The organism is Flavobacterium myungsuense (assembly GCF_042677265.1).
Taxonomy (GTDB): domain Bacteria; phylum Bacteroidota; class Bacteroidia; order Flavobacteriales; family Flavobacteriaceae; genus Flavobacterium; species Flavobacterium myungsuense.
In genome coordinates this window covers 372,193-397,319 of the sequence record NZ_JBHTIZ010000005.1, presented here as the reverse complement: position 1 = coordinate 397,319, position 25,127 = coordinate 372,193, and the positions used below count along the sequence as shown (strand labels likewise).

The following is a 25,127-nucleotide window of genomic DNA, read 5'->3' as shown; positions in this document are numbered from 1 at the left end:
TATTATAGTTTTTTAGTAGATTCACGTTCGCGTAACTCCGTTTTTATAACTGTTGTTTTATAAGGACTCTCTACTTCTTGTTTACTCTCTAATCTTTCTATAAGTAGTCTAGCAGCCTCCTCCCCTATTTCGGGACCATGCTGACTCACGGTTGATAAACTTGGCGAAAATCTTCTAGACCAAACACCGTCAGCAAAACCAATAATAGATAAGTTTTCAGGAATTTTATAGCCATTTTTTAAGCCTAATTTTATGGCAGAGGACGATGAATGTTCATCTAAAGCAAAAATGGCATCTATTTTATTTTGAGCAAACAACATCTTCGATTTATTATCAAAATCATCTTCTGATTCGGTAAGAACAATAATATCGTCATTTACTTTAATGTTGTTGTTTTCTAGCGCTTTAAAGTAACCTTTAGCTCTTAATTTTCCAACGCTTAAATTGTCAATAGCAGAAAACAAGGCTATTTTTTTACACCCAGAACTAATTAAATGTTGTGTAGCATTTACCGAAGATTCAAAATCATCAACAATTACTTTATCGCAATTTACTTTATCAGACACCCTATCAAACATAACAATAGGTGTACCTTCATTTATAATATCATTAAAATGCGAAAACTCATTTGATTTTTGCGCTTCTTCAGATATTGATAAAATAAACCCATCAATAGTGCCATTACTCAACATTTCTAAAGTGTTAATTTCTTTTTCTAAAGACTCATTTGAAATGCAAGTTATAACATTGTAGCCTTTTTCTTCAGCTAGCTTTTCTATTCCTTTGAAAACTTTAGCAAAGAATGAATTCAATATATTTGGAATAATCACTCCAATAGTTTTAGTTTTTCTGTTTTTAAGGTTTAAACCAATAACGTTTGGCTTATAGTTTTTAAGTTTAGCATATTCCTTTACCTTCGTTTTTGTTTGTTCGCTAATTTCAGAACTGTCATTCAGAGCTTTAGAAACAGTCGAAACAGAAACATTAAGCTCCTTTGCGATTTGTTTTAACGTGGCTTTAGATTTCATATTTGTAAAAATTGTTTATTCATGTACTATTTTATAACATTTAAATCATTAATCTTTGATAAATTATAAAGCTTGCTAAATGCAATTTCATATTTAAATTTAATGATTCGTAAAAATAAGAAAAGTAATCAAATAATTTTATTTAAGTGTAGTAAGCTTTTTTATTTTTAAAGAAAACCTTGAAAAAATGTTAAAAAATAAAAGATTTCTATTGTTTATACTTTATGCCTCACAAAAATATAGTTATTTGTATTTATAATAAGAAATGGCAAAAGTAGTTTTCTTTAAAATTATCATCTGATTAAACCAAATAAAACGTCATTAACGCAAAGAGTTAAAATAATGACTTAAAGCTATTTGTATTTAAAATAAATATTTGTACTTTTGCATCCCCTTATATGGGATGGAATGTTTAATTAAAATAAATTATTGTGAACGCATTAAGCTACAAAACAGTATCTGCAAGCAAAGCAACCGTATCCAAAGAATGGATTGTGGTAGACGCTGACGGACACAACTTGGGCCGTTTGGCTTCCAAAGTCGCTATGATTTTGAGAGGCAAGTACAAACCAAGTTACACACCACACGTAGATTGTGGAGATAACGTTATTGTTATCAACTCAGAAAAAATTAACCTTACTGGTACTAAAATGGATGACAAAACGTATGTGCGTCATACTGGGTATCCTGGAGGACAAAGAACTTTAACTGCCAAAGTATTGCAAAGTAAAAACCCAGCATTATTAGTAGAAAAAGCAGTAAAAGGGATGTTACCTAAAAACAAATTAGGAGCTGAACTTTTCAGAAATTTAAATGTTGTTGTAGGTTCAGAGCACAAACAAGGCGCTCAAAAACCTAGAACAGTTAACCTTAACGATCTAAAGTAATGGGAGTTATTCACAAAATCGGTAGAAGAAAATGTGCTGTTGCACGTGTTTACGTTTCTGAAGGAACAGGAACAATTACTGTAAACAAAAAACCTTTTGCAACTTATTTTCCTACAGCTACTTTACAGTACAAAGTATTACAACCAATGTCTATGACAGAAAATGTAAGTAACTATGATGTAAAAGTAAACGTTTATGGAGGTGGTTCAACTGGTCAGGCAGAAGCTGTAAGAATGGCTTTAGCAAGAGTAATGTGTGAAGTTGGCGAAGGAAATAGAGCTATACTTAAACCAGAAGGTTTGTTAACAAGAGATCCAAGAATGGTTGAACGTAAAAAATTCGGTCAGAAAAAAGCTCGTAAGAGATTCCAATTCTCTAAACGTTAATATTGCCTGTCTTGTGCAATTCGTGCAAGACGTACTGATAATAAATTTAAAAACAATGTTGTTGTTGCTCGCTGAGGCGAGAATTAGTTTAGCATCTAAATGGGTTGAAAAAGTTAGAAGTTAGAAGTTAGAAGTTAGAAGTTTTTCTAAAAAACTATAAACTATAAACTATAAACTATAAACTCAAAAAACACATTGCTAATTCAACAGAACGTAAACTAAGAAAAAAATGTCAAACAAAATAGAAGTAAAAGAATTACTAGAAGCAGGTGTTCACTTCGGACACATGACTAGAAAATGGGATCCAAACATGGCTCCTTACATTTATATGGAACGTAATGGTATTCACATTATCAATCTATATAAAACTGCTGCAAAAATTGAAGAAGCCAATGAAGCTTTGAAAAAAATCGCAGCATCAGGTAGAAAAATATTATTTGTTGCTACCAAAAAACAAGCAAAAGACATTGTTGCTGAAAAAGCAAAAGCTGCAAACATGCCATACATCACTGAAAGATGGCCTGGCGGAATGCTAACTAACTTCGTAACTATTCGTAAGGCTGTTAAAAAAATGGCTTCTATTGATAAAATGAAGAAAGATGGTACATTCATGACTCTTTCTAAAAAAGAGCGTTTACAAGTAGATCGTCTTCGTGCTAAATTAGATAAAAACTTAGGTTCAATCGCTGATATGTCTAGACTTCCAGCTGCATTGTTCGTAGTGGATATAAAAGCAGAACACATTGCAATAAAAGAAGCTCAAAAATTAAACATTCCTGTTTTCGCAATGGTAGATACGAATTCAGATCCACGTGAAGTAGATTATGTAATTCCTGCTAACGATGATGCTTCTAAATCAATCGACAAAATTTTAACTCTTGTAACTGCTGCGGTTATTGACGGCCTTTCTAACAGAAATACCGATGCAACTACTGAAACAGAAGCAGAAGTTTCTGAAGAAGTTGTAGCTGAAATAGCTGCTCCTGAAGTTAGTGCTGAAGTAACGGCTCCTGCAGTTGAAGAAGCTGAACAAGCAGCAGAGTAAAAATAACAATAGGTTAAAGTCGTTTTGCTGATGTATGCTTACTTTTGTAGCCATTCACAACAAAGCGACTTTTTTTATAAACTTTAAAAATCAAGGAAAAAATGGCAACAATTACTGCTGCAGACGTAAATAAATTAAGAACAATCACCGGTGCAGGAATGATGGACTGCAAAAAAGCATTAGTAGAATCAGATGGAGATTTTGATTTAGCAATAGAAAACCTTCGTAAAAAAGGTCAAAAAGTTGCTGCAAATCGTTCAGATAGAGAGTCTACAGAGGGTGCTGCAATTGCTGTAGTTAACGCTGACAAAACTGCCGGAGTTGTAATCACATTAAATTGCGAAACTGACTTCGTAGGAATGAATGAAAGCTTTGTAAAATTGGCTACCGAAATAGCAAACCTAGCTTTAAACTTTGAAACTAAAGAAGCTTTATTAGCATCAAATTATAACGGTATAACTGTTGCCGAAAAATTAATTGAGCAAACTGGAGTTATTGGAGAAAAAATTGAAATTAGATCTTTTGAGAAATTAGAAGGAGCTTTTATTGGTTCATACATTCACTCTGGAAATAAAATCGCAACTTTAGTAGCATTATCTGCAAACATTGCAGGAGCTGATGAAGTAGCTAGAAACGTATCTATGCAAGCAGCTGCTATGGCTCCTATTGCATTAAACGAAGCTGGAGTAGATGCTGATACAATTGCTAAAGAAATAGAAATAGCTAAAGATGTATTGCGTCAAGAAGGAAAACCAGAAGCAATGTTAGATAGTATTGCTAAAGGAAAAATGAATCGTTTCTTTAAAGACAACACATTAGTAAATCAAGATTATATTAAAGATAGTAAAATGAGTGTTGCTACTTATGTACAATCTTTAGATAAAAATCTTATCGTATCTGGTTTTAAAAGAGTTGCTTTAGGATAATTCAAGTTTTTATTTTTGAATTAAACATATAATACCCTATCTTGTTTTAGAAAGCGAGATGGGGTTTTTTAAATTAAATCAAAGCAATTCTAAAAAATTAAATAGTAATTTTGAGAAACTTAAAAAATATGTTTAAAACCCGTAAAGATTTCGTTTTTGTAATTCTAGCTGGAATTTTTATTACCAATGCAGTAACTGCAGAATTAATTGGTGGAAAGTTAATTCAGATAGGTCCATTTGTAATGAGCATTGGTATTTTACCTTGGCCAATTGTTTTTTTGACGACCGATTTGATTAATGAGTATTTTGGAGAAAAAGGAGTTAAAAAGCTTTCCTTAATTACTGCTTGTTTAATTGCTTATGCCTTTGTAATTTTATTAGTAGCAATAGGAATACCCGCAGCTAAAGGAATAAGCCCCGTAAGCGATGAACAATTTCAAGCCGTTTTTGGGCAAAGTATGTGGATTATTGTAGGAAGCATTATTGCATTTATGTTTTCACAATTAATAGATGTAACTTTATTTTGGTTCTTTAAAAATAAAACTGGTGATCAAAAAATTTGGTTAAGAACTACTGGTTCAACAATAATATCCCAGCTTTTCGACTCTTTTATTGTTTTAGGCATTGCTTTTTGGTTGCCTGGAAAAATTAATTTTGATACTTTTATTTCCTCAGCACTTACAGGTTATACTTTTAAATTAATCATCGCAATTGTATTAACGCCTTTGATTTATTTAGGGCATTATGCAATAAAAAAATATTTAGCTGACGAATAAAATGGAGGGAAAAGTAAGATGCAAATGGTGTTTATCTAGTGAGCTGTATCAAAAATACCACGATGAAGAATGGGGAGAACCTGTTTATGACGATAAAACTTTATTTGAATTTTTAATTCTCGAAACCTTTCAAGCTGGTTTGAGTTGGATAACTATTCTAAACAAAAGAGAGAATTTCAGAAAAGCGTTTGACGGTTTTGATTATAAAAAAATAGCCATTTATAATGAAGATAAAATTCAGGAACTCCTACTCGATTCAGGAATTATCAGAAATAAACTTAAAATTCGTTCAGCTGTTTCAAATGCTGTCGCTTTTATAAATATACAAGAAGAATTTAGTAGCTTCTCCAACTATATTTGGGGATTTGTTGACGGCAAACCTTTAATTAACAATATAAAAACACTTTCGGAAGTTCCAGTTACAACATCACTTTCAGATACAATAAGCAAAGATTTAAAAAAAAGAGGATTTAAGTTTGTAGGTTCTACGGTTGTTTATGCGCACATGCAAGCTACAGGAATGGTAAACGATCATGTGTTAGATTGTTGGAAAAGAACCTAATTTGTTTTCTTAGTGTTTAATATCCGCATAAATGCATTTCTAGAAATTTCAAAAGCCCCTAATTGCTCTAAATAATCATTGTGCAATTGACAATCTAATAAAACATAGTTGTTTTCTTTTAAATATTCGACTAGCTTTACAAAAGCAACTTTACTTGCATTCGAAACTTTTGAAAACATACTTTCACCACAAAAAACATGACCTAAATCTACACCATATAAACCTCCTACTAATTCGTCATTTTGCCAAACTTCAAAAGATATCGCTTTCCCCAACTGGTGTAATTTTGTGTAGGATTCAATAATATCATCGGTAATCCAAGTATCAACTTGACCTTTCCTTTCTATTTTTTGACAATTGTAAATGACTGCTTCAAAATCTTTATTCATCGTTATCTTAAAGAGGTCTCTGTTAAGAATGTTCCTGATACTTTTAGAAACTTTATAATTTTGAGGATCAACCACCATTCTTTCCGAAGGCGACCACCAAAGAATGGGCTCATCAATAGAAAACCATGGAAAAACTCCACTCCTATAAGCCAACAACAATCGTTCTGTAGACAAATCGCCTCCTACAGCTAAGATTCCTTCGAAAGACGCCTCTTCTACTGGAGGGAAATACAATTCTTTAGTTAAAAAATACAATGCACAGCCTTATTGAATGAATATAAACTTTAAATTAGTTGCAAATTTAAACTATAATTGTTCAGATGGAAAACTTCTTTAAATTGAATAATTATTTTTTAATAAATAAAATGAAAATGAAATTTTTACCAATCCTATTATTGCTTTTTTTTAATGGAAATGCACAACAAAGCGATACTGTTTCATCAATAAAAATTCACAATAAGCTAACCTATAAACAATTTATTGCACCAGCGGCTTTAATCACAAGCGGTTTTTTATTAAAAAACACTTCATTAAATCTGAATTTACAAAAAGATATTAGAAATACAACTGGAACTAATTTTAAAAGTAATGTTGATGATTTTTTATTGTTTACTCCTATTGCTCAAATTTATGGCGGAAATTATTTAGGTTTTAAATCTAAAACCGACTTTAAACATCAAACTTTGAATATTACTATTTCAAACTTAATTACGTATGGAATTGTATTTTCAATGAAAAGAACTTTTAAAGAAGAAAGACCCGATTTATCTGATACTGAAAGTTTTCCATCTGGACATACTGCCTTGGCCTTTACAAACGCTTCTTTATTGTACTATGAATATAAAGACTCTAATATTTGGTATGCAAGTAGCGGTTTTTTATTTGCATCGGCAACCAGTTTTTTAAGAATTGCAAACAACAAACATTATACTTCAGATGTGCTTTCTGGAGCAGGAATCGGTCTTGGTGTTGGATTGGCTGTATCGTATTGGAATCCTTTTCAATCGATAACTTTTGGCAAAAAGAAAACCCATGCAATACTTTTTCCACAAATTGGGAATCAGTATGGCATAGGTTTATTAATTAGAAACTAATTTTTATTCTTGATTAGAAATTAAAAAGGCAAATCATCATGCTCTTCCTCAGTAAAACTTGCAGCTGGCTCAAATGCTGCTGCTGCAGGCATTGGGGGTGCTTGAGTTTGCGGTGCTTCAGAAGTTAACTTTTCAATTCTCCAACCTTTAATTGAGTTGAAATATTTAGTTTCTCCTTGTGGATTAACCCATTCTCTTCCACCTAAATTGATAGAAACTTTTACATTTTCACCAACTGAAATGGAATTTAATAAATCGGTTTTATCTTGAATGAATTCAATCATGATACTTTGAGGATATTGTTCATCTGTAGTAACAACTAATTCTCTTTTCTTAAATGTTGGGCTTACTTGTTGTTCTACTCCAACTACTTTTACTTTTCCTGAAACTTCCATAATATAAAATTTATTGTTTGGTCAAAAGCACCTTCCAAGCGGTTAGCACTTCATTTTTATTTAAATATTTTTTTAGTTAATTGGTGGTTTTTTACTTCATCGTCAGCGTTTAAAACCCCTTTCCTTTCAAAATTTTGTTTTACAAATATAGTAACTTCTTTGTTTGTAGGCAAGGATTCTATATTTTCTAATTATCCTTATTCATTTTTATAAAACTACAACTATTTTCTTAATTGGCAGACTATATTCTAGGAACGAATTCTTTAAAATACTGATTGTCTGATTGTTTTAATTACGAATTTAAAATTAATTATTTATCAACAATTTATGAAACTACAACGTTTTAGTTTGAATTTTACACATTAAAATGCCTTAAATAAAAAATTATTGTATAAATAGTTGAAAAAAAATATTAATTTCATAAAAAAATTAAACAAACCTTAACCTAAACCAAAATTTATGAAGGCAAAAAAAATCTCTTTTTTTAGTAAAAAATCGCTACTGTTTGTAGTATTTTTTTCCTCACTATTTTCATTAAAAATGAATGCGCAATCAGCTGCAAACGTAAATGATATTATGTTTCAGGCTTTTGGCTGGGATGTTCATACTCAAGCTTCTGTTTCATCTGAAGGCGGACTATATAATTTCTTAAAAAACCGAACTAGCGGATATGCTGCTTCTGGTTTCAATGTGATTTGGTTACCGCCACCAAGTAAGTCTACAGGTGGTGTTGGATATATCCCTACTGAATTATTTAACTTTTCTCAAACTTCGTATGGAACAGAAACTCAATTAAGAGCTTTATTAACCGCTATGAATACCAGCACTCCAAGAATTCACCCAATGGCTGATATTGTTGTAAATCATAGAGGGGGGACAACCAATTGGACCGATTTTACCAATCCAACATGGGATTGCAGTTCTATAACAAGTACTGACGAAGCAAATTTTGGAACAATATCAGGAGCTAGGCCTTGTGGAACTCCGGATACTGGGGAAGATTTTAATGGCGGAAGAGATTTAGACCACACCAATTTACAAGTTCAAAACGGGGTAAAAGAATACCTTACTCGATTAAAAGGTTTAGGCTTTGATAGTTGGAGATGGGATGTTGCTAAAGGTTTTTCTGCTGGATTTTTTGGTGATTATGTTAATTCGTCTACTCCATATGCTTCGGTGGGTGAATATTGGGATGGGAATTCTGCGACATTAAAATCTTGGATAGATGGAACTGGAGGAAAATCTGCTGCATTTGATTTCAGTTTATATTATAATGCCTTACAACCAGCCATTAATAATGGTAATTATGGTGCCCTGGCTGGTTATCCTGGCTTGGCTGGACAATTTGGTTATGCTGACAAAGCTGTCACTTTTATAGATAATCATGATACATTTGTTAAGCCTGGTAGTTTTGTAACAAGTGACAACATCATGAAAGGGTATGCCTATATTCTTACTCATCCTGGAATGCCTTGTGTTTTCTTTCCTCACTACTACGGAGGGACTTATCAGAAAGATGGAGTTACTGTTGCATATAGTGCTAATAAAACCGCTATTGATAACCTAATGGCTATCAGAAAAGGAAATGGCATCAATGCATATAGTTCTGTTGTAGTTTCAAATACAATTGGGTTTTACTCCGCTACCATTGATAATAAAGTCGTTGTAAAAATTGGCCCTGGTTTATGGAATCCTGGTGCTGGTTGGACTTTAAAAACATTTGGTACAGACTATGCCGTTTGGGATAAAACAACGGTAGTTGTAGATGTTCCTAGTTTGACTATCGCTCCCATCGGGGGAACCTTTGTTACTGGAACAACAGTAAATGTTGCATTGACAGCTAATAATTCAACTTCAACTATTTATTACACTTTAGATGGTTCAACACCAACTACGGCTTCTTTATCTGCTATAGGAACAAAATCATTAGCTATAACAAATACAACCACTTTAAAAGCATTGGTAACAAATACAGCAAATGTAAGTTCTGCTGTGTCAACTCAAGTTTATTCGTTTTCTACTCCAGTAGTAGATGTTCCTAGTTTGACAATCGCTCCTATAGGAGGTACATTCTTTACTGGATCGACTGTTAATGTTGTTTTAACTGCAAACAATCCAACCTCAACCATTTTTTATACATTAAATGGTACAACTCCAACTACTGCTTCTTTATCAGCTGTAGGAACAAAATCATTGGCTATAACAAGTACAACCACTTTAAGAGCATTTGTAAGAAATACAGCTGGAACTAGTTCTGCTGTATCAACTCAAGTGTATACTTTTTCTGCTCCAACTACTTTTACAGTTTATTTCAAAAAGCCGACTAACTGGGGTACAGCTGTCAAAATATTTTACTGGGGTGTTAACGGGACAGCTCCTGCTCAGACTTGGCCTGGTGTAGCAATGACTTTAGATTGTGGAAGTTGGTATAGATTCACTTTCCCATCAACAGTAAGTGCCTCAAATATAATTTTTAATGACGGAACCTTACAGACTGCTGATTTAAGTGCTACTGCGGGCATCAGATTTTATGACAATGCCTGGCTAACTTCTGCACCAGCAAATAGATGTCAAACAACTCTAACTGTATATTTTAAGCCGCCAACTACTTGGGGAACGGTTATTCCTAGAATTCATTATTGGAACGCATTGCCAACAGGCAGTGTAGCCAATACTACTTGGCCTGGAATCAGAATGGTTGCCGATGCAAATGGATTTTATAGACATACTATAGTTGGACCAACGTCTGTAAATATTGTTTTCAATAATGGCAAAACCGGATCAGCGAATCAAACCCCTGATTTATTGAACAAAACTAATGGCTATTCTTACACATGGGGAGCAGCTGCAAGAATGTCAAACCCTGAAAACTCTAAAACCAAATTGGTTGTGTATCCTAATCCTGTATCTGATATTCTCCAAATTAGTTCCCCATCGGCTATTCGGAATTTTAAAATCACGAATATCCAAGGAGCTGTTTTACAACAAGGGAAACCAATTGAAAACGCAATTGATGTAAGTAATTTAAGTTCTGGTCTTTATTTTTTACAAATGAAACTTGAAAATGGAGAAGAACAAATACAAAGGGTTATAAAAAAATAAACAATTGCATACATTTGAATCAAGGCTTAAACATTTAATTTGTTTAAGCCTTTTTTTTGAAAATATATTTCCCGAAGTTTATTTTATAATCTAAACACATTTATTTCGTTATATTTATTCCGTAAAATAATATATATGCAGTTTTCTAATAGAAAAAATACTACTCGCTGGATCTTAATTGCAGCTTCTTTTGTTATTATCACTTTAATTCTATGGAATACTTATACTTTTTTTCAAATTTTTAAAAACGAGGAACGCGTAAAAATGGAGATTTGGGCAGAAGCTCAAAAAACATTGAAAAATGTAGATGAAAATACCGACATCGAGCTTCCATTAAAAATATTTCAAAATGCAAGCATTCCAATTCTTTTAATGGAGAATGACACCATAATTAATAGCAAGAATATTGACGAGGAAATTTTAAAGAATAAATCAGAATCTTCAAAGCTGTTATTAAAACTTAAAGATCAGAATGAGCCAATTAGCATTGAATATGTTCCTGGTAAATTTATTTATTTATACTATGGAGATTCTGATTTGTTAAATAAACTAAAGTATTATCCGATTGCTTTAGTTGTCATTATTGTATTATTTGGCGCATTAGTTTACAATTTTTACAGGAGTACAAAAATGGCCACTCAAAATAAACTTTGGGCCGGAATGGCAAAAGAAACTGCTCATCAAATAGGAACTCCTTTATCCTCATTAATAGGTTGGTTAGAAATAATGAAAGCCGATAATGTTGATGAAACCACAGTTTCTGAAATTGAAAAAGACATTACTAGGTTACAAACCATAACCGATAGATTCTCGAAAATTGGTTCAGAACCTGTGCTTGAACTTCGTGATATTATTTCAGAAACAAAAGAGTCCTATGACTATTTGCAATCGCGATTTTCTAAACAAGTTGTTTTTTCATTTAAAGCACCTGCGAAATCGATGATAGTTGCCATAAACCCTGCTTTGCATAGTTGGACAATAGAAAACTTGGTAAAAAATGCAATCGATGCCATGAAAGGAAAAGGGCAGCTTACAGTAATTATTGAAGAAGAAGGGAAGTTTGTAAAAATAAAAGTATCTGATTCAGGGAAAGGAATTCCTAAAAATCAATTTAAAACTGTTTTCGAACCCGGATTTACAACTAAAAAACGCGGTTGGGGTTTAGGGCTGTCGCTAACAAAACGAATTGTTGAAGAATATCATAAAGGAAAAATAAAAGTGTTAAGTTCAGAAGTGAATAAAGGCACAGTCATACAAGTAAGTTTTAAAACGGAAGCATAAAAAAAAGATGGCAACTTTAAGACATCTCTTTTTTCTAATAAAACTTAAAAATAAGCTCTTAACTGCACATTTCCAGTATGAATGGTTGAACTGGTTTCGCTTTTTCGACCTTGGTAATTGAGGTTAATGTCTAGAAATTGGGTTAAACTTTTTTGTATGAGCAATCGCCAAGTAGTGTTTTGTCCCGGTTGCAAGCCTTCTAACATTTGAAACCCCGCTGCTGACAATTCACTACCATTAAATTTATTTTCATAAAGCGAAAATTCACCGTTCAGCGTCAGTCGCTTTTCGCTAGCATAATTAAAAGAGGTGCCTATTCGGGTTTGTTGTAGCTTTTCTGATTTGCCTATTTTATTTTCTTTATTCTGAAATTCGCAAAACAAATCCCAACTCGCGTTTCTAGAAAATAAATAGGAAATTTTGGGAGCAACTTGATACCCTGAAATGGTGTAGTTTCTAAATGCAAAATTTTCAACTAAGGATTGGGTTCTAATTGTTTTCGAATTCAGTCCAAACAACCAGCTTTTTTTATACAAATGCTGGAACTGCAATTGGTGCGAGCTATTGTTGTTTTCAAGTGAACCCACAGATAATAAATTCTTCGATTGACTGTCTAAATACGTATAGGTAATGGAGTGGTCCTGCTTTCCTCTGTTAAAAAACAAACTGTTTCTGAAACTTACATTCAATCCAAATAAATTTTCTTCAGAAGTGTTAAACGGATTTAAATCGAAATTGTTTCCGTTGCGTTCTATTTTTCGATCAACTAAATAGGATGTTTGGTTGTAGAAATAGGAAATAATCTTTCTAAAACCCTTCTCATTTTGCCATTGATTGGGATTGAAAGTTACCGTTGCAGAAAACTTATTTTGATGTGTTTTTAAAAAAACTTGATTGGGTAAAAATACTCGAACATACTTGGCTTGATCTGGAAATGGAGCCACTTCAAACTCTTGTAATTCTTGAATTCCGTTACTATTGTAGTCGTTCCAAGTATAAACACCTTGACCAGGCTCGACTTCTAAATAGGTAAATTCTTGTTGCGGAATGGTTCCAGAAGCGGTTTCGAAAGCAGTTGTAGTTTGAAGAAGTTGTTTAAAAAAGCGAGAACTGTACAAAATTCTAGAATTTAATGAGGGTTCATTGTCTCGAAGAACATCAACATATTTCAAGTTTCTATAATTGACAAAAACAGCCAAATCACTTCTCTCGTTTTGAATTAATTTCGATTTCAAATAATAGGATTGCGAAGTGTTAACTCGTTTTAAAAATCCACTTTGCAAACTATCATTCTGACGGTGGAGATAGCCAATCTCAGTATAAACTTTGGTACTATCCCCTCTGCCGAGAAAAGTACCATATTCAATAAATTTTTGACTTAAAGCAGAAAATTGGTTTGTGGCTTTTATTTGTTCTTTATTATCTTCTAATCTAAGACTGGCACCAACCCAGTTTTTCTTAAAATGACAGCGTGTTTGCGCCTGATTTCTGATAAATTTAGAGTCTGATAAAGTGCTATTGCTGTTCAAGAAACTGCCTTGATTTTGAATGTTCCAATTTTTAAACTTAAATAACGCATTACTATTATGGCGGCTACCTGAAAAGGATTTGGTAAAATCGAGTTTTTCTATTTGATAGGTAAATAATCCTTTTTTTGGCAAATTAAAATTCAATCCGGATATCAACAAACTTTGATTTCCTACAACAGTTGTCAAATTCCAATCTCTATTAAACTCTATGGTAAACAAACGCTCAATTGTTCTGAAATCCTGTTGTACAAACTGAAAATTAGCAAAGGCATCCACTTCCCACTTTCCAGTAAAGAGTCGTTTTTTTGCATTTATTTTCCCAGCCAGACCTTTATTATTTCTATCGTCTTCAGAAGAAAATAAATTCAAGTCGTTATTGCTCATGCCCAATTCAAAATCAATTGCGCTTTTTTCAGAAGGATTGTATGCGCCCATGATGGTTGCAATTTGAATTTTTGTTGGGGCAACCAATCGTGTAATAGGCTCGTAACTTCCTTGTTTTACATTATTAATTGGCGCTATATAAGAATAAATTTTACCTACCGCAGCTGCATTTGATATCGTATAATTTCCCAAGCCATTTCCAACAAAACTAAATCGAACATTGTATAAAACAGCAGAAGGATTGTCAGAATATTCGAAAATTTCTTGTCCGTTTTGTGTTCCTTTTTCATACAAAATTCTATTTTCAGAGTAACTTTCATTTACTGCCGATGGTGCAGTCATTAAATCAGGATTGTCACCAGCATTTCCTAAAATTTGAGCCTGCTCTGTTGATAATTCTTGTTGTAAAGGTTGGTTTTTTACATCATTTTCAGAATAGACATATGCACCAATATTCCAATTTTCTTTTTCATGAGTAGCACCAAAATAAGTCACAAAACGAGTGTAGTTTCTGTCAGAATATTGATATTCTATAGCAATTCGCATTTCTGAATTTATAGGAAAAAGCGATGTAAACGTAACTTCTCCAGCATTGTAATCTATGGTGTAATCATTATTTTCTCCTCGTTTTAACAAAATTCCATTAACAAAAACACGTTCTGATCCTGAAATCACCAATACAAACAACTCGCCATTTGCACCTCGCAACTTATACGGGCCTTGATTCCCTTCCTGACCTACAAAGTTGCTTTTAGTATATTGCCCCCGAACTAATGCTGCCGATGCAAAAATATTGGTTTTGTTTTCAGGAGTTCCAAAAGAAAAATTAGAAGACAACCCCTGCACTTTTTTATTAAAATTCAGAAAACTAGATTTCCTATTTTCCATAAACAAATCGCCTGCTCTAACCAGCCATTTCTCACTAAAAAGTTCAATGAAAATTTGGTCGAACTCGTCTAATTTTTGCGAATATCCTCCATTTTGAAGGGGAATATTACTGTCTTGAATAGAAGCTCTCAAACTTACTTTATCGGAAATTTTGCCTGTGATTTGTAAATCGAGATTCGAATTTACAACTGCATTTTGGTTATTGCCAATAGTGATTCCTCGAGTGATGCTTCCTGAGGTATTTAAACCATCGAAAGGAATAAATTTTTGAAACGCATCATTAGAAACACGATACAAGTTTTTTTCGTTAGTATCATTATCAACTACACGACTGTCATCGTAAATACTGTACTGCTTGGTTAAATAATCTGGAAACTTTAAATACTGAACCGTTACTGAATCTTTATTAGACTTGAAATTTTCTTTTAAAAGCAAGGCTCCTTTTTGAAAATTTATTTTGTAAAACGAGGTGTCAACAACTTTAGATTGATTATCAAGTAGTTTAAAAAAGCTCGAATTGATACTGGTCTTTTCTAAATGAATTGTATCGTAAGAAACTGGAATTTTTTTGGTTTTATATGACGTATTGATTTCTTGGGCATGAAGTGCCGAAAAAACGCTTATAAAACCAAAAAAAAATAGTTTTTTTAACATAAAGATATAACGCCAACATATCAAAAGTAGTGTGTTTTTTTGATAATTCAAGGAGTTGAAATCTCTAGCTTTAATATGCTTGCAAATTAGCTTGCGTCTTTCGTCACAATTTGCATGGTTTCCCTACTAACTTGTTTCAATAAAACTTCTTTATTTTCCTCGACCATTTGCGAAGCTTTTTCATTAAAATGTCTGATAGTGTAGAGAGAAACGTTTTCGTTATAAGAAACTTTAAATTTTTTGGCAAGGATGTTTTTCAACTCATTAAAATTTCCAAATTTGTCTTCCACACAAATAGAAAAACTAATAGCTGAGTTTTGTATTAAACTTACTTTCATCTTGTATTGATGCAACAATCCGAATATTTCACTAATGTTCTCTTCCATGATAAATGAAAAATCGATAGAAGAAAGTGAAACTAATAATTGATTTTTCTTTACAATGAAACAAGGTAGAAAAGGCACTAAATCTTCGCCTTTAGAAACACTAGTACCAGGCAATAATGGGTTTATAAATGATTTTACAAATAATGGTATTTCCTTTTTCTGTAACGGCTGTAGGGTTTTTGGATGAATAACACTAGCACCGTAAAACGCTAATTCGATAGCTTCACGATAGGAAATTTGATTCAATAAACTGGCATTTTCAAAATATCTAGGGTCGGCATTCATAACCCCAGGAACATCTTTCCAAATAGTTACGCTTTCTGCATTAAGGCAATACGCAAAAATTGCAGCTGTATAATCAGATCCTTCACGACCCAAAGTTGTTGTAAAGCCATTGTCATCATAGCCTATAAATCCTTGAGCTATGTTTAATACTTTACGTTTAACGTTTTTAGAAATGTTTTTTTGAGTGATTTCCCAATCTACTTCTGCATCACGGTAAGTAGAGTCTGTTTTTATAAAATTTCGAACATCAATCCAAGTGGTTTTTATTCCCATAAAAGACATAAAATGGGAAAGGATTGTAGTTGAAATTAATTCTCCAAAACTCACGATTTGATCGTAAACAAAATTATAATTAGGAGATTTATTGTGACTTAAAAAATATTCTAAGTCAAAAAATAAATTGTTTACAGCAGTAAATACTTCATTTTTATCGTCTTCAAACAACTCCAATAAAATTTGATTGTGGTATTTTTTTACTTCTTGTACTGAAGAATTCAATTCAGCCGATTTATCAAAATAGTTTTTTATTACTTCCTCTAAAGCATTTGTTGTTTTTCCCATAGCCGAAACTACTAGTAAAACATCTTCATAACCTACTTTTTGTAAAACATCATATACATTTTTTATTCCGGCAGCATCTTTAACCGATGCACCACCAAACTTAAATACTCTCATTATAAATTTCTTAAAAAATTATCAATTCCTATTTCGTCCATTTGTGCTACTCTCCAATCTTCTAAAACGATTGCTCCTGTTTTTTTATAAAAATCAATTGCTGGAGCATTCCAATCTAAAACATTCCATTCAATTCTTCGAACACCATCTTTTTTTCCTTGAGCAATCACTTCTTTATAAAGAGCGTAACCTACACCTGCTCCTCTCCTTTTTTCTTTAACAATCAAATCCTCTAAATGGATAGTTCTTCCTTTCCATGTAGAATAGCGGTAATAATACAAAGCTACACCTACAATTTGCTCCTCAATTATTGCTATAAAAGTATAAAACAATGGATTTTCACCAAAACCATCACGCTCTAAATCTTCAACGGTAACAACAACAGCATTGGGTTCTTTCTCAAAAGTGGCAAGCTCTTTAATGAGTTCTAAAACCGCAGCCATATCCTCTTTTTTACCTTCTCTAATGTTCATTTTGGAGTTTTTTGCTGGTAGAAAATCTTGATTTTCGGATTAAAATATTTCGTTTAAAAAACAAATATACAAATCCATCAAACTATCCCATAAAAATCATTTCTATTTCACAAAAAAAGCAATATTTGTTTGGTAAGAATGATAATGTAATTTTGATAAAATAAAACACAGATTACACTAATTAATTCATGAGAATTAGTAAAATCTGTGTTCAAAAATCTATAAAAGTCTGATTACAAAAAATTAAAATTTTCCTATTTATTCATGTGTTTCATTTCAAAAATAAAAGTATCTAAATCTACTTTTTTATCCACTAACAAAAGAGCTTTATTAATTATATAATTTATGTTTCCGGGGGTAAACCCTAAAGCAATCCCAAATTTTCTAAGCAATAGCTCTTGTTTGTCACCTAGTTGGTGATCGCTATTTACCATTTTTGCTAAATCGTACAAACGTTCCAATCGCTCTACATATAAATAAGGAGGATTGATAGGGTATTTTAATGGGTTTTCTAAAATTTCTTCATACTCCTTTGGCGAAATTTCAAGATGTAAAGCTAGTTTATCTAAAAAAGCTTTTTCTTCAGCAGTACTTAATCCGTCAGCTAACGCCACACGAACAATTGCTGAAAAATGACCTTTATTTCTACTTTTAAATTCGCTGTCAAATAAATCTGCTATAGACATGATTTCTATTATTTAGGTATATACAAATATAATTCAATTTCGTTTTTAATGGAAACATTTTGCTCAGAATTTTCTGTTTTTTATCCTACTTTCTAATAAATTAAATACTATATCCTATTTTCAAATTTAATTGTAAATTTACATTCCCTAATCTATATAAATCAATATGTGTTATGTCAGACTTTTGGATGTATTTTCAACTAGCATGGAAACATGTTATAGATATTAAAAGCTATAATTTTATTTTATTTTTAATTGCTTTGGCAGTTCCATACAGCTTTAAAGAGTGGAGAAAGCTTTTATTATTATTAGCTTTTTTTGCAATTGGAGAGCTAGTGGTGCTGTTGCTTTCTTTTTTTGGAATTGTAATTATTAAGTTGAATTTGAAAGAATCCTTAATTCCGATAACTATTTTAATAACAGCTTTATTTAACTTATTTGTAATTGGCAAATCCCATAAAGGAAATGGAATTAATTTAATTGGTTTTTTTGTTCTTTTTTTTGGAATTATTCACGGTTTAGGATTTTCAAATTATTTTAAATCAGTAACAACGGGTAATCTTTCGGCAAAAATATTACCTTTATTTGAATATACGTTAGGAATTCAAGCGGCTCAAATAGTGTTGGTTTTATTAGTTCTGATTGTTTCCTATATCGTTCAAAACTTTTTTAGATTATCAAAACGTGATTTTATTTTAGTTTCTTCCTCTTTTCTAATTGGAGTAGTACTTCCTGAAATCATTAAAATAATACTATAGAAATACATCTATTTACATTACATGGAATTAAAAAAATTAAACAAATACGACAAAGCCTATCTCCGAATTGCTAAAGAATGGAGTCTCTTATCGTACTGCAAGCGCAAACAAGTAGGAGCAATAATTGTTCGAGATAGAATGATAATTTCTGATGGATATAACGGAACACCTTCGGGTTTTGAAAATTGTTGCGAAGACGAAGAAGGATTAACAAATTGGTATGTGCTTCACGCAGAGGCAAATGCAATTCTAAAAGTAGCTCGTTCTACACAAACTTGTGAAGGAGCAACATTGTATATTACACTTTCTCCTTGCAAGGAGTGCAGTAAACTCATACATCAATCAGGAATTAGAAGGGTGGTATATCAAAATGGATATAGAGACACGTCTGGTGTAGATTTTTTAATTAAAGCAGGAGTAATTGTTGAACAAATTGAAGAATTAGATTAAAAAAACACTATCATGAAAACGATCTTATTTGTACTGTTTTTAGTGTTGCCATTAGTTTCTATAATTGCTCAAGAAAAAGGAATTCTATTGCAAAAAAAGGATTCTGAAAGAACTGATTTTTTAGTAGAACATAAAAGAATAAAAGTAGTCACAACCGATGGCAGAAGCTTTTTCGGAAGATTTTCAATTATTGATGACAAAACCATTTCAATAAATAACACATTAATCGCCTTAGCTTCTATAGAAAAAATCAAAAGAAAATCGCTAACATCAACTATTACTTCTCCAGTAGTATGTGTTTTAGGAGTTATTCTTATACTTGGAGGGACTGCAGTAGCAGTTCTTGGCGGGACTGAAGCCATAGTAGGATTGGGTTTAATTTCTTCTGGTTTTACTTTACCATTAATTGCTCTAATTTCTAATAGGCATCCAAAAAACCAATGGGAATACACTATAGGTGACCTTCCATCCAACTAAATTATTTCAAATCTTTCAAATGAAAAAAAGTAACATCTTTTTTCCTATTCTTCTTTTTTTAACGCTTGCAGTTGGTGTTTTACTTGGCGGATATTTAAATTTTCCAGTTGAGAAACCGTTGGTATCAAAAAATAATTATAAAAACAAACTCTATAAGATTATTGATTTTATTGATAATGAATACGTAGATAAAGTGAATACTGATTCAATTATAGATTTAACGGTAAATGATATTTTAGCAAAGCTCGACCCGCACTCTGTTTATATTCCGTCTAGTGAGCAAAAAGGAGTTGCCGAAAGTATGAAAGGCGATTTTGTAGGAATTGGAGTCAATTTTTATATGCTAAACGATACGGTTGCTGTAATAAAGCCTTTAGAAAAAGGCCCTTCTGAAAAAGCTGGAATCAAAGCTGGTGATCGAATTTTATATGCCAACTCCTATAAATTATTTGGACGAAAATTACCAACCGACAGTTTATTTGCTAAACTAAAAGGAAAAGTAGGTACAGATGTCGAATTGACTATTTTTAGAAAAAGTGAAAATAGAAAGTTCAAAATCAAAGTAAAAAGAGATGTAGTTCCTATAAAAAGTGTTGATGTTGCAACAATGTTGAACGTTACAACTGGCTATATAAAAATAAATCGATTTGCAGAAACTACCTACAAAGAGTTCAAATCTGGTTTGGAAAGTTTACAAAAAAAAGGAGCCAAATCTTTAATTATTGATGTTCGAGAAAACGGTGGCGGTTACATGGAAATGGCAGCCGAAATTGCCGATGAGTTTTTAAAAGACAAACAATTAATTGTTTTTCTAAAAAACAGAAAAGGTAGAATAGACAAGACTTTTGCAACCGAAAAAGGAAACTTTGAAACTGGAAAAGTATTTGTATTAATAGACGAAAGTTCAGCTTCAGCCAGCGAAATTTTAGCTGGTGCCATTCAAGATAATGATAGAGGAATTATTGTAGGACGACGCTCTTTTGGAAAAGGATTAGTGCAACGCGAAATAGATTTTGAAGACGGTTCAGCAGTTCGATTAACTATTGCGAGGTATTACACACCTTCGGGTCGCTCCATTCAAAAACCCTATCAAAAAGGAAACGAAGACTATTTTAATGAATTTAGCAAGCGATTTGAAAATGGCGAATTATATGAAAAAGACAGTATAAAAATTGCCGATACCTTAAAATTTAAAACACCAAAAGGCAAAATTGTTTATGGAGGCGGAGGAATTGTTCCTGATATATTTGTTCCACTCGAAGGGAATAATGGTGATGAAAACACCGTTTATATCATGCAGCAATCAGGAATTGTTAGTCGGTTTGCATTTGAAGCCATCGATAAAAACAGAAATACTTTTAAGGGAATGACTTTTGAACAATTTCTAGATAAAATGAATAAAACCGATTTATATTTTAATAATTTTCAGCGCTATTTATCAAAGAATGGTGCAATAGTTAATTTAACAAAAAGTAAACCATTAGTAAAAAGATACTTGGCTGCCGAATTTGCCAAACAACTTTTTGATGAACAAAAATTCTATGAAATTATTTTAAAGGAGGACAAAATGATTCAGTCGGTTTTAAAATTAAAATAACCGCCAATTATTATCTTAAACTATCATGAACATGAGTCTCAACACCATTATTCCAAAAAGTCAAAATATCGGTTGCAACGGCAGCTCCACTTCCTGCGGCTATGGCAAGTTGGCTTCTGTGACCGGCTAAAGTTCCAGTTACATAAATTCCATCAGCCACTTTATGATCATTATTTTTAAGTTGGATTCTTTGTTTTTCTGACAGCGATTTTTGATGCGGTTCTACATACTGCAGTAATCCTTCAACAGCAAATGTATTTGCTGAGCCAATGCCAATTACAATACTTTTTGTTGCATATGAACTTTTGTTGGTAACAACCCTAAAATCTGGAAAGCTACCCTCAATTTTAAGCACTTTTTCATTCGGGATTTGTGAAATATGAGGATACAATTGTGCCAAATGATCGATGCTTTCCGTTAGCAATTCAGAGCCTAATTTTCCTGGAGTTATTCCGTAAGCATTGTTAAACAAAGCATCTTTTAGAGAGGAAGCTTTTTGATGGGTGATGATTCCTATTTTCTTATCTGCAACAAAAGATTTGTTTTTAGCAGAACCCAAAACCAACGCACATGACATTCCAGAAACGCCACCACCAATGATTAAAACATCAAACATCAACTACTGATTTTTTGTTCTTTCTTGAATGATTTTTGACATTCTGAAAATAAGAAGAATAAAAACAGCGCAAAATGAAGCAACTATTCCTATTAAAGCAATAACGCTATTGCCTTCTAATAAATGATCAAAATCAAGTAGTGTAACGTTAAATCCTATTAAAGCCAATGCCAAAATAACTAATATAGAAGTAAAAATTTTCATTCGTAAAGATTTGTAGGGTGTGAAATTAATACATTTTTATTTATACAAATAATCCTTTAACATTAGCGGCGAATAATTTAACAGCTATTGCTAAGAGAACGACTCCAAAAGCTTTTCTTACCACTCCTAAACCTGTTTTTCCTAACATTTTTTCAATTTTAGAAGACGATTTTAAAACTACATATACCAAAATGATATTCAAGACAATGGCAATTACAATGTTCTCGGCATGATACTGAGAACGCAAAGAAAGTAAAGTAGTCATTGTTCCCGCACCTGCAATTAAAGGAAAAGCAATAGGAACGATGGATGCTGAGCTAGCTTCTTCATCTCTATAAATACGAATACCCAAAATCATTTCTAAAGCTAAAAAAAACAATACAAATGACCCCGCTACAGCAAAAGAGTGAACATCAATGCCTATTAACCTTAGGAATTCTTCTCCAATAAACAGAAAAACAATCATAATAATTCCAGCAACTAAAGATGCTTTTTCGGATTCAATGTGACCGTGTTTTTTTCTCAAATCAACAATAATAGGTACGGTACCTACAATATCGATTACTGCAAAAAGCACCATTCCTACGGTAATTATTTCTTTAAAATCTAGTCCCATTTCTGTATGATTTAAAGTGCAAAAGTATTGATTTTAGGACTGTTAAAACCTAAATTGACGTTAATTTATTTGTCTGATTCTAAATTATAGTATTCAAAATTAACCTTATCTTTGTTAAAAAGCATTTAGAACATGAAAACAACCCTACAATTTCTCTTATTATTTTTTTCTTGCTGTTCTTTTGCGCAAATTACGTTAGAGCATACTTACAATGAAGGTTTGGTAAATAGAGTAAAACTAGAATATTCTGGTGAGAAGTATTACTTTTTAAAAAGTGCTACAAATGAGTTGGTATTCAATAATGTTGATCATACATTGTGGAAAACGATACTTTTGCCTGCACCTCCGTCAAATCCCCTAGCTGGTGGCTTTAGAATATATGATGTTTCAGAAGCTAGAATTAATTCAGATACTAAGATTGAAATTCTATATAGCTATTATAACAATATGTCTAATAGATATGAAAGCAGAATTTCTCAGGAAGATGGAACTATTTTATTAACCATACCAGATGCTTCTAGCGTTTATTTAGATGAAATACCTGGACTTCCGGACAAATTGATTACTGAAAATATTATAAGCAATCCTATTAGTAAAGTGTATTCCTTATCTGACCTTACTTTAGAAAATACCTACACTGAAGGAACTATTAAAAGAATTAAACTTGAAAATTCAGGCGAAAAATATTATGTTTTAGATAAAACAAATCAAAATACTAAAATTTACAATCCAAATCATAGCTTGTGGAAAACTATCGCATTACCAAAACCATCAAATGCAAAATATGGTGATATTGGAATTATTTCAGAAAACCAAATTAATACAGATGATCTTATGGAAATAGGATACAGCTATTTTACCCTAGAGGGATCAACTTATAATTATGTTGGTAAACTAATAAATGAAAACAATGAAGAACTACTAACAATTCCTAAAGCAAAAATAGTAAGTATTAATAGTATTGAAGGGTTGGAAAATAAACTTATGGCTACTTTAGACAATAATTATATTGATAATCAAATATCCTTTTCAACAAATGTATATGGAATACCTTCTTTGACTTTAGAAAATGAATACCAAAGTGAAGTTACCAGAATTAAACTTGAAAATTCTGGAGAAAAATACTATACTTCTAATAGACAATTAACTAACCAAGCTAAAATTTACAATAGTAATCATACTCTATGGAAAACTATAAATTTACCTATTCCTTCAGATTCAGACATCAACAATTTTTTATTTACTGTTAACCACATTTCAGAAACAAAAATTGACCCCGACAAACTATTAGAAGTTACCTATATTTATTATCCTATCGTAATTTTAAGTTTTCAAACCTACGATTGTAGAGTAATTAACGAAAATGGAAAAATTTTGATAACAGCAAATGGTATAGATCGACTACTTCTTAATGAATTATCAGATTTAAAGAATAAATTAATGGGCTATACTTATAATCCTTTCAACAACAGCTATAGTAGTAAAGTCTATTCGTTAGAAAACTTAAAAACATATGATTTTAATGAAAAACAAAAAGTAATAATCGCACCAAACCCAGCAAAGTCTTTCCTAAACATAAACTCATTGTCTTCTCCAATTAAAGAAGTAACTATTTACAACTTGTCCGGTGCTTTAGTAAAAAGAGAAACAGCACAAAATAGTACTAAAATTAATATCGAAAAACTTCCAATAGGAATTTATATCGTAAATTTGACCAGTTTTAACAATCAAAAATCTACTCATAAAATTACCGTTTTACGCCAATAACTAATGTTTCAACTAGGAAAAACCATTGTCTCCGAAGACATTTTACAAAAAGATTTCGTCTGTAATTTATCCGCTTGCAAGGGTGCTTGTTGCGTCGATGGCGATGCTGGAGCACCTTTAAGACTGGAGGAAACCAAAATTTTAGAAGAGATTTATCCAAAAGTAAAACCGTTTCTTCGCAAAGAAGGCATCTCCGCCATTGAAGCACAAGGCACTTGGACCAAAGGAACTGATGGCGATCTTGAAACCCCGTTAATTGACAATAAAGATTGTGCTTACGTAATTTTTGATGGTAAAACGGCTCTTTGCGGTATCGAGCAAGCCTACAATGAAGGAGTAATTAATTGGAAAAAACCTGTTTCCTGTCATTTATATCCAATTCGAGTGAAAGATTTTACGGAGTTTGCTGCCGTAAATTACGATCGTTGGGATATCTGTAACGATGCCTGTACTTTAGGCAAAGAACTAGAAATTCCAGTATACAAATTCGTTAAAGAAGCCCTTATCAGAAGGTTTGGCGAAGATTGGTTTTTAGAGCTTGAAAAAGTAGCGGAAGAACTGAAAAAATAATTTCAAAAGAAGTTTGTTTTTTCTTGTTTTGCACATCTAAAATCCTATATTTTACGGTAGTTTTTAACTTTTTTCTATTTTTAAATGTCTGATTTTCAATATCGTAAAAATTTTAATAAAAATATTGAGAATACTCCCGTTTGTTAAAAACTAAAGCCGATTGTGAATAAGTTTGACTTTCTTTTTTGATTACAAATGACAATCTTTGTACTCGACAGAAAACATAATTTTTCGTTAAAAT

25 protein-coding genes are annotated in these 25,127 nt (G+C 32.0%); 15 read left to right on the top strand and 10 right to left on the bottom strand.

Annotated elements, in window-relative coordinates; translation table 11 throughout:
• Nucleotides 1-2: 2 nt before the first annotated feature.
• Nucleotides 3-1,028 (bottom strand): LacI family DNA-binding transcriptional regulator, encoded by a 1,026-nt coding sequence (locus ACFQ0S_RS02235; RefSeq protein WP_379752765.1) that lies wholly within the window; start codon nt 1,026-1,028, stop codon nt 3-5.
• Between the two features lie 431 nt (nt 1,029-1,459).
• Between ACFQ0S_RS02235 and rplM the strand changes: the two genes are divergently transcribed.
• The 6 genes from rplM (at nt 1,460) to ACFQ0S_RS02205 (ending at nt 5,610) form a co-directional block, all read left to right on the top strand.
• Nucleotides 1,460-1,915, top strand: a complete 456-nt coding sequence (rplM, locus tag ACFQ0S_RS02230) for a 50S ribosomal protein L13 (protein WP_379752762.1) — start codon at nt 1,460-1,462, stop codon at nt 1,913-1,915.
• Nucleotides 1,915-2,301, top strand: coding sequence for a 30S ribosomal protein S9 (rpsI, locus tag ACFQ0S_RS02225; RefSeq protein ID WP_379752759.1), 387 nt, complete (start codon nt 1,915-1,917; stop codon nt 2,299-2,301). The genes rplM and rpsI overlap by 1 nt, the downstream gene beginning before the upstream one ends.
• A gap of 229 nt (nt 2,302-2,530) precedes the next feature.
• The gene (gene rpsB / locus ACFQ0S_RS02220; protein ID WP_379752756.1) at nt 2,531-3,346 is read left to right on the top strand and encodes a 30S ribosomal protein S2; all 816 of its coding nucleotides are present in this window, start codon (nt 2,531-2,533) and stop codon (nt 3,344-3,346) included.
• Nucleotides 3,347-3,447: 101 nt separating this feature from the next.
• Nucleotides 3,448-4,272, top strand: a complete 825-nt coding sequence (tsf, locus tag ACFQ0S_RS02215; RefSeq protein ID WP_379752753.1) for a translation elongation factor Ts — start codon at nt 3,448-3,450, stop codon at nt 4,270-4,272.
• 128 nt (nt 4,273-4,400) lie between these two features.
• On the top strand, nt 4,401-5,048 hold the full coding sequence (locus ACFQ0S_RS02210; protein WP_379753040.1) for a queuosine precursor transporter: 648 nt from the start codon (nt 4,401-4,403) through the stop codon (nt 5,046-5,048).
• A 1-nt stretch (nt 5,049) separates the two neighbouring features.
• Nucleotides 5,050-5,610: a DNA-3-methyladenine glycosylase I gene (locus tag ACFQ0S_RS02205; RefSeq protein WP_379752750.1), complete on the top strand. Its 561-nt coding sequence runs from the start codon at nt 5,050-5,052 to the stop codon at nt 5,608-5,610.
• On the opposite strand, the gene aat is transcribed toward ACFQ0S_RS02205, so the two are convergent.
• Entirely contained in the window at nt 5,607-6,254 is a 648-nt protein-coding gene (gene aat / locus ACFQ0S_RS02200) for a leucyl/phenylalanyl-tRNA--protein transferase (RefSeq protein ID WP_379752747.1), read from the bottom strand. The two genes, ACFQ0S_RS02205 and aat, sit on opposite strands and share 4 nt — an antisense overlap.
• 116 nt (nt 6,255-6,370) lie before the next feature.
• Here aat and ACFQ0S_RS02195 point away from each other — a divergent pair, with 116 nt between their 5' ends.
• Entirely contained in the window at nt 6,371-7,093 is a 723-nt protein-coding gene (locus ACFQ0S_RS02195; protein ID WP_379752744.1) for a phosphatase PAP2 family protein, read from the top strand.
• Nucleotides 7,094-7,113: 20 nt separating this feature from the next.
• On the opposite strand, the gene ACFQ0S_RS02190 is transcribed toward ACFQ0S_RS02195, so the two are convergent.
• Nucleotides 7,114-7,488, bottom strand: coding sequence for a DUF3127 domain-containing protein (locus tag ACFQ0S_RS02190; RefSeq protein ID WP_379752741.1), 375 nt, complete (start codon nt 7,486-7,488; stop codon nt 7,114-7,116).
• Between the two features lie 540 nt (nt 7,489-8,028).
• On the opposite strand from ACFQ0S_RS02190, the gene ACFQ0S_RS02185 reads away from it, so the two are divergent.
• Together ACFQ0S_RS02185 and ACFQ0S_RS02180 are read left to right on the top strand one after the other, a co-directional pair.
• Complete coding sequence (locus tag ACFQ0S_RS02185) at nt 8,029-10,590, top strand: starch-binding protein (RefSeq protein ID WP_379752738.1); 2,562 nt, start codon at nt 8,029-8,031, stop codon at nt 10,588-10,590.
• A 135-nt stretch (nt 10,591-10,725) separates the two neighbouring features.
• Complete coding sequence (locus tag ACFQ0S_RS02180; RefSeq protein WP_379752735.1) at nt 10,726-11,871, top strand: sensor histidine kinase; 1,146 nt, start codon at nt 10,726-10,728, stop codon at nt 11,869-11,871.
• 44 nt (nt 11,872-11,915) lie between these two features.
• Here ACFQ0S_RS02180 and ACFQ0S_RS02175 read toward each other — a convergent pair whose 3' ends face one another.
• From ACFQ0S_RS02175 to ACFQ0S_RS02160, 4 genes are all read right to left on the bottom strand, one after another.
• Nucleotides 11,916-15,326, bottom strand: coding sequence for a hypothetical protein (locus tag ACFQ0S_RS02175; RefSeq protein WP_379752733.1), 3,411 nt, complete (start codon nt 15,324-15,326; stop codon nt 11,916-11,918).
• An 86-nt stretch (nt 15,327-15,412) separates the two neighbouring features.
• On the bottom strand, nt 15,413-16,672 hold the full coding sequence (locus ACFQ0S_RS02170) for an aspartate kinase (protein WP_379752731.1): 1,260 nt from the start codon (nt 16,670-16,672) through the stop codon (nt 15,413-15,415).
• Nucleotides 16,672-17,145, bottom strand: coding sequence for a GNAT family N-acetyltransferase (locus ACFQ0S_RS02165; protein ID WP_379752729.1), 474 nt, complete (start codon nt 17,143-17,145; stop codon nt 16,672-16,674). Before ACFQ0S_RS02165 ends, ACFQ0S_RS02170 begins: the two co-directional genes overlap by 1 nt.
• Before the next feature lie 254 nt (nt 17,146-17,399).
• Nucleotides 17,400-17,831, bottom strand: coding sequence for a TerB family tellurite resistance protein (locus ACFQ0S_RS02160; protein ID WP_379752727.1), 432 nt, complete (start codon nt 17,829-17,831; stop codon nt 17,400-17,402).
• Nucleotides 17,832-18,004: 173 nt separating this feature from the next.
• Here ACFQ0S_RS02160 and ACFQ0S_RS02155 point away from each other — a divergent pair, with 173 nt between their 5' ends.
• From ACFQ0S_RS02155 to ACFQ0S_RS02140, 4 genes are read left to right on the top strand one after another with little or no spacing between them, the layout of a single operon-like run.
• A complete protein-coding gene (locus tag ACFQ0S_RS02155) occupies nt 18,005-18,589 on the top strand; it encodes a HupE/UreJ family protein (RefSeq protein ID WP_379752725.1) in 585 nt (194 codons plus the stop codon).
• Nucleotides 18,590-18,610: 21 nt separating this feature from the next.
• The gene (locus ACFQ0S_RS02150) at nt 18,611-19,039 is read left to right on the top strand and encodes a deoxycytidylate deaminase (RefSeq protein ID WP_379752723.1); all 429 of its coding nucleotides are present in this window, start codon (nt 18,611-18,613) and stop codon (nt 19,037-19,039) included.
• Nucleotides 19,040-19,051: 12 nt separating this feature from the next.
• Nucleotides 19,052-19,516 (top strand): hypothetical protein, encoded by a 465-nt coding sequence (locus tag ACFQ0S_RS02145; protein ID WP_379752721.1) that lies wholly within the window; start codon nt 19,052-19,054, stop codon nt 19,514-19,516.
• A gap of 19 nt (nt 19,517-19,535) precedes the next feature.
• Nucleotides 19,536-21,113, top strand: coding sequence for a S41 family peptidase (locus ACFQ0S_RS02140; RefSeq protein WP_379752719.1), 1,578 nt, complete (start codon nt 19,536-19,538; stop codon nt 21,111-21,113).
• 10 nt (nt 21,114-21,123) lie between these two features.
• On the opposite strand, the gene ACFQ0S_RS02135 is transcribed toward ACFQ0S_RS02140, so the two are convergent.
• The 3 genes from ACFQ0S_RS02135 to ACFQ0S_RS02125 are packed head-to-tail and all read right to left on the bottom strand — an operon-like array spanning nt 21,124 to nt 22,549.
• Nucleotides 21,124-21,729, bottom strand: coding sequence for an FAD-dependent oxidoreductase (locus ACFQ0S_RS02135; RefSeq protein WP_379752717.1), 606 nt, complete (start codon nt 21,727-21,729; stop codon nt 21,124-21,126).
• A 3-nt stretch (nt 21,730-21,732) separates the two neighbouring features.
• Entirely contained in the window at nt 21,733-21,933 is a 201-nt protein-coding gene (locus ACFQ0S_RS02130) for a hypothetical protein (protein WP_379752715.1), read from the bottom strand.
• 40 nt (nt 21,934-21,973) lie between these two features.
• Complete coding sequence (locus ACFQ0S_RS02125; protein WP_379752713.1) at nt 21,974-22,549, bottom strand: MarC family protein; 576 nt, start codon at nt 22,547-22,549, stop codon at nt 21,974-21,976.
• Between the two features lie 132 nt (nt 22,550-22,681).
• Between ACFQ0S_RS02125 and ACFQ0S_RS02120 the strand changes: the two genes are divergently transcribed.
• Nucleotides 22,682-24,316: a T9SS type A sorting domain-containing protein gene (locus tag ACFQ0S_RS02120; protein WP_379752711.1), complete on the top strand. Its 1,635-nt coding sequence runs from the start codon at nt 22,682-22,684 to the stop codon at nt 24,314-24,316.
• A gap of 3 nt (nt 24,317-24,319) precedes the next feature.
• Nucleotides 24,320-24,886, top strand: a complete 567-nt coding sequence (locus tag ACFQ0S_RS02115; RefSeq protein ID WP_379752709.1) for a DUF3109 family protein — start codon at nt 24,320-24,322, stop codon at nt 24,884-24,886.
• Nucleotides 24,887-25,127 lie beyond the last annotated feature (241 nt).

Bases quoted from the DNA above. Each gene is read 5' to 3' on its own strand.
- ACFQ0S_RS02130 (WP_379752715.1), bottom strand. From the start codon at position 21,933: ATGAAAATTTTTACTTCTATATTAGTTATTTTGGCATTGGCTTTAATA.
- ACFQ0S_RS02125 (WP_379752713.1), bottom strand. From the start codon at position 22,549: ATGGGACTAGATTTTAAAGAAATAATTACCGTAGGAATGGTGCTTTTT.
- ACFQ0S_RS02140 (WP_379752719.1), top strand. From the start codon at position 19,536: ATGAAAAAAAGTAACATCTTTTTTCCTATTCTTCTTTTTTTAACGCTT.
- ACFQ0S_RS02235 (WP_379752765.1), bottom strand. From the start codon at position 1,028: ATGAAATCTAAAGCCACGTTAAAACAAATCGCAAAGGAGCTTAATGTT.
- rpsI (WP_379752759.1), top strand. From the start codon at position 1,915: ATGGGAGTTATTCACAAAATCGGTAGAAGAAAATGTGCTGTTGCACGT.
- ACFQ0S_RS02185 (WP_379752738.1), top strand. From the start codon at position 8,029: ATGAATGCGCAATCAGCTGCAAACGTAAATGATATTATGTTTCAGGCT.
- ACFQ0S_RS02165 (WP_379752729.1), bottom strand. From the start codon at position 17,145: ATGAACATTAGAGAAGGTAAAAAAGAGGATATGGCTGCGGTTTTAGAA.
- ACFQ0S_RS02160 (WP_379752727.1), bottom strand. From the start codon at position 17,831: ATGTCTATAGCAGATTTATTTGACAGCGAATTTAAAAGTAGAAATAAA.
- rpsB (WP_379752756.1), top strand. From the start codon at position 2,531: ATGTCAAACAAAATAGAAGTAAAAGAATTACTAGAAGCAGGTGTTCAC.
- ACFQ0S_RS02175 (WP_379752733.1), bottom strand. From the start codon at position 15,326: ATGTTAAAAAAACTATTTTTTTTTGGTTTTATAAGCGTTTTTTCGGCA.
- ACFQ0S_RS02180 (WP_379752735.1), top strand. From the start codon at position 10,726: ATGCAGTTTTCTAATAGAAAAAATACTACTCGCTGGATCTTAATTGCA.
- ACFQ0S_RS02205 (WP_379752750.1), top strand. From the start codon at position 5,050: ATGGAGGGAAAAGTAAGATGCAAATGGTGTTTATCTAGTGAGCTGTAT.
- ACFQ0S_RS02135 (WP_379752717.1), bottom strand. From the start codon at position 21,729: ATGTTTGATGTTTTAATCATTGGTGGTGGCGTTTCTGGAATGTCATGT.
- ACFQ0S_RS02155 (WP_379752725.1), top strand. From the start codon at position 18,005: ATGTCAGACTTTTGGATGTATTTTCAACTAGCATGGAAACATGTTATA.
- ACFQ0S_RS02120 (WP_379752711.1), top strand. From the start codon at position 22,682: ATGAAAACAACCCTACAATTTCTCTTATTATTTTTTTCTTGCTGTTCT.
- ACFQ0S_RS02170 (WP_379752731.1), bottom strand. From the start codon at position 16,672: ATGAGAGTATTTAAGTTTGGTGGTGCATCGGTTAAAGATGCTGCCGGA.
- tsf (WP_379752753.1), top strand. From the start codon at position 3,448: ATGGCAACAATTACTGCTGCAGACGTAAATAAATTAAGAACAATCACC.
- ACFQ0S_RS02145 (WP_379752721.1), top strand. From the start codon at position 19,052: ATGAAAACGATCTTATTTGTACTGTTTTTAGTGTTGCCATTAGTTTCT.
- ACFQ0S_RS02195 (WP_379752744.1), top strand. From the start codon at position 6,371: ATGAAATTTTTACCAATCCTATTATTGCTTTTTTTTAATGGAAATGCA.
- ACFQ0S_RS02150 (WP_379752723.1), top strand. From the start codon at position 18,611: ATGGAATTAAAAAAATTAAACAAATACGACAAAGCCTATCTCCGAATT.
- ACFQ0S_RS02190 (WP_379752741.1), bottom strand. From the start codon at position 7,488: ATGGAAGTTTCAGGAAAAGTAAAAGTAGTTGGAGTAGAACAACAAGTA.
- ACFQ0S_RS02210 (WP_379753040.1), top strand. From the start codon at position 4,401: ATGTTTAAAACCCGTAAAGATTTCGTTTTTGTAATTCTAGCTGGAATT.
- ACFQ0S_RS02115 (WP_379752709.1), top strand. From the start codon at position 24,320: ATGTTTCAACTAGGAAAAACCATTGTCTCCGAAGACATTTTACAAAAA.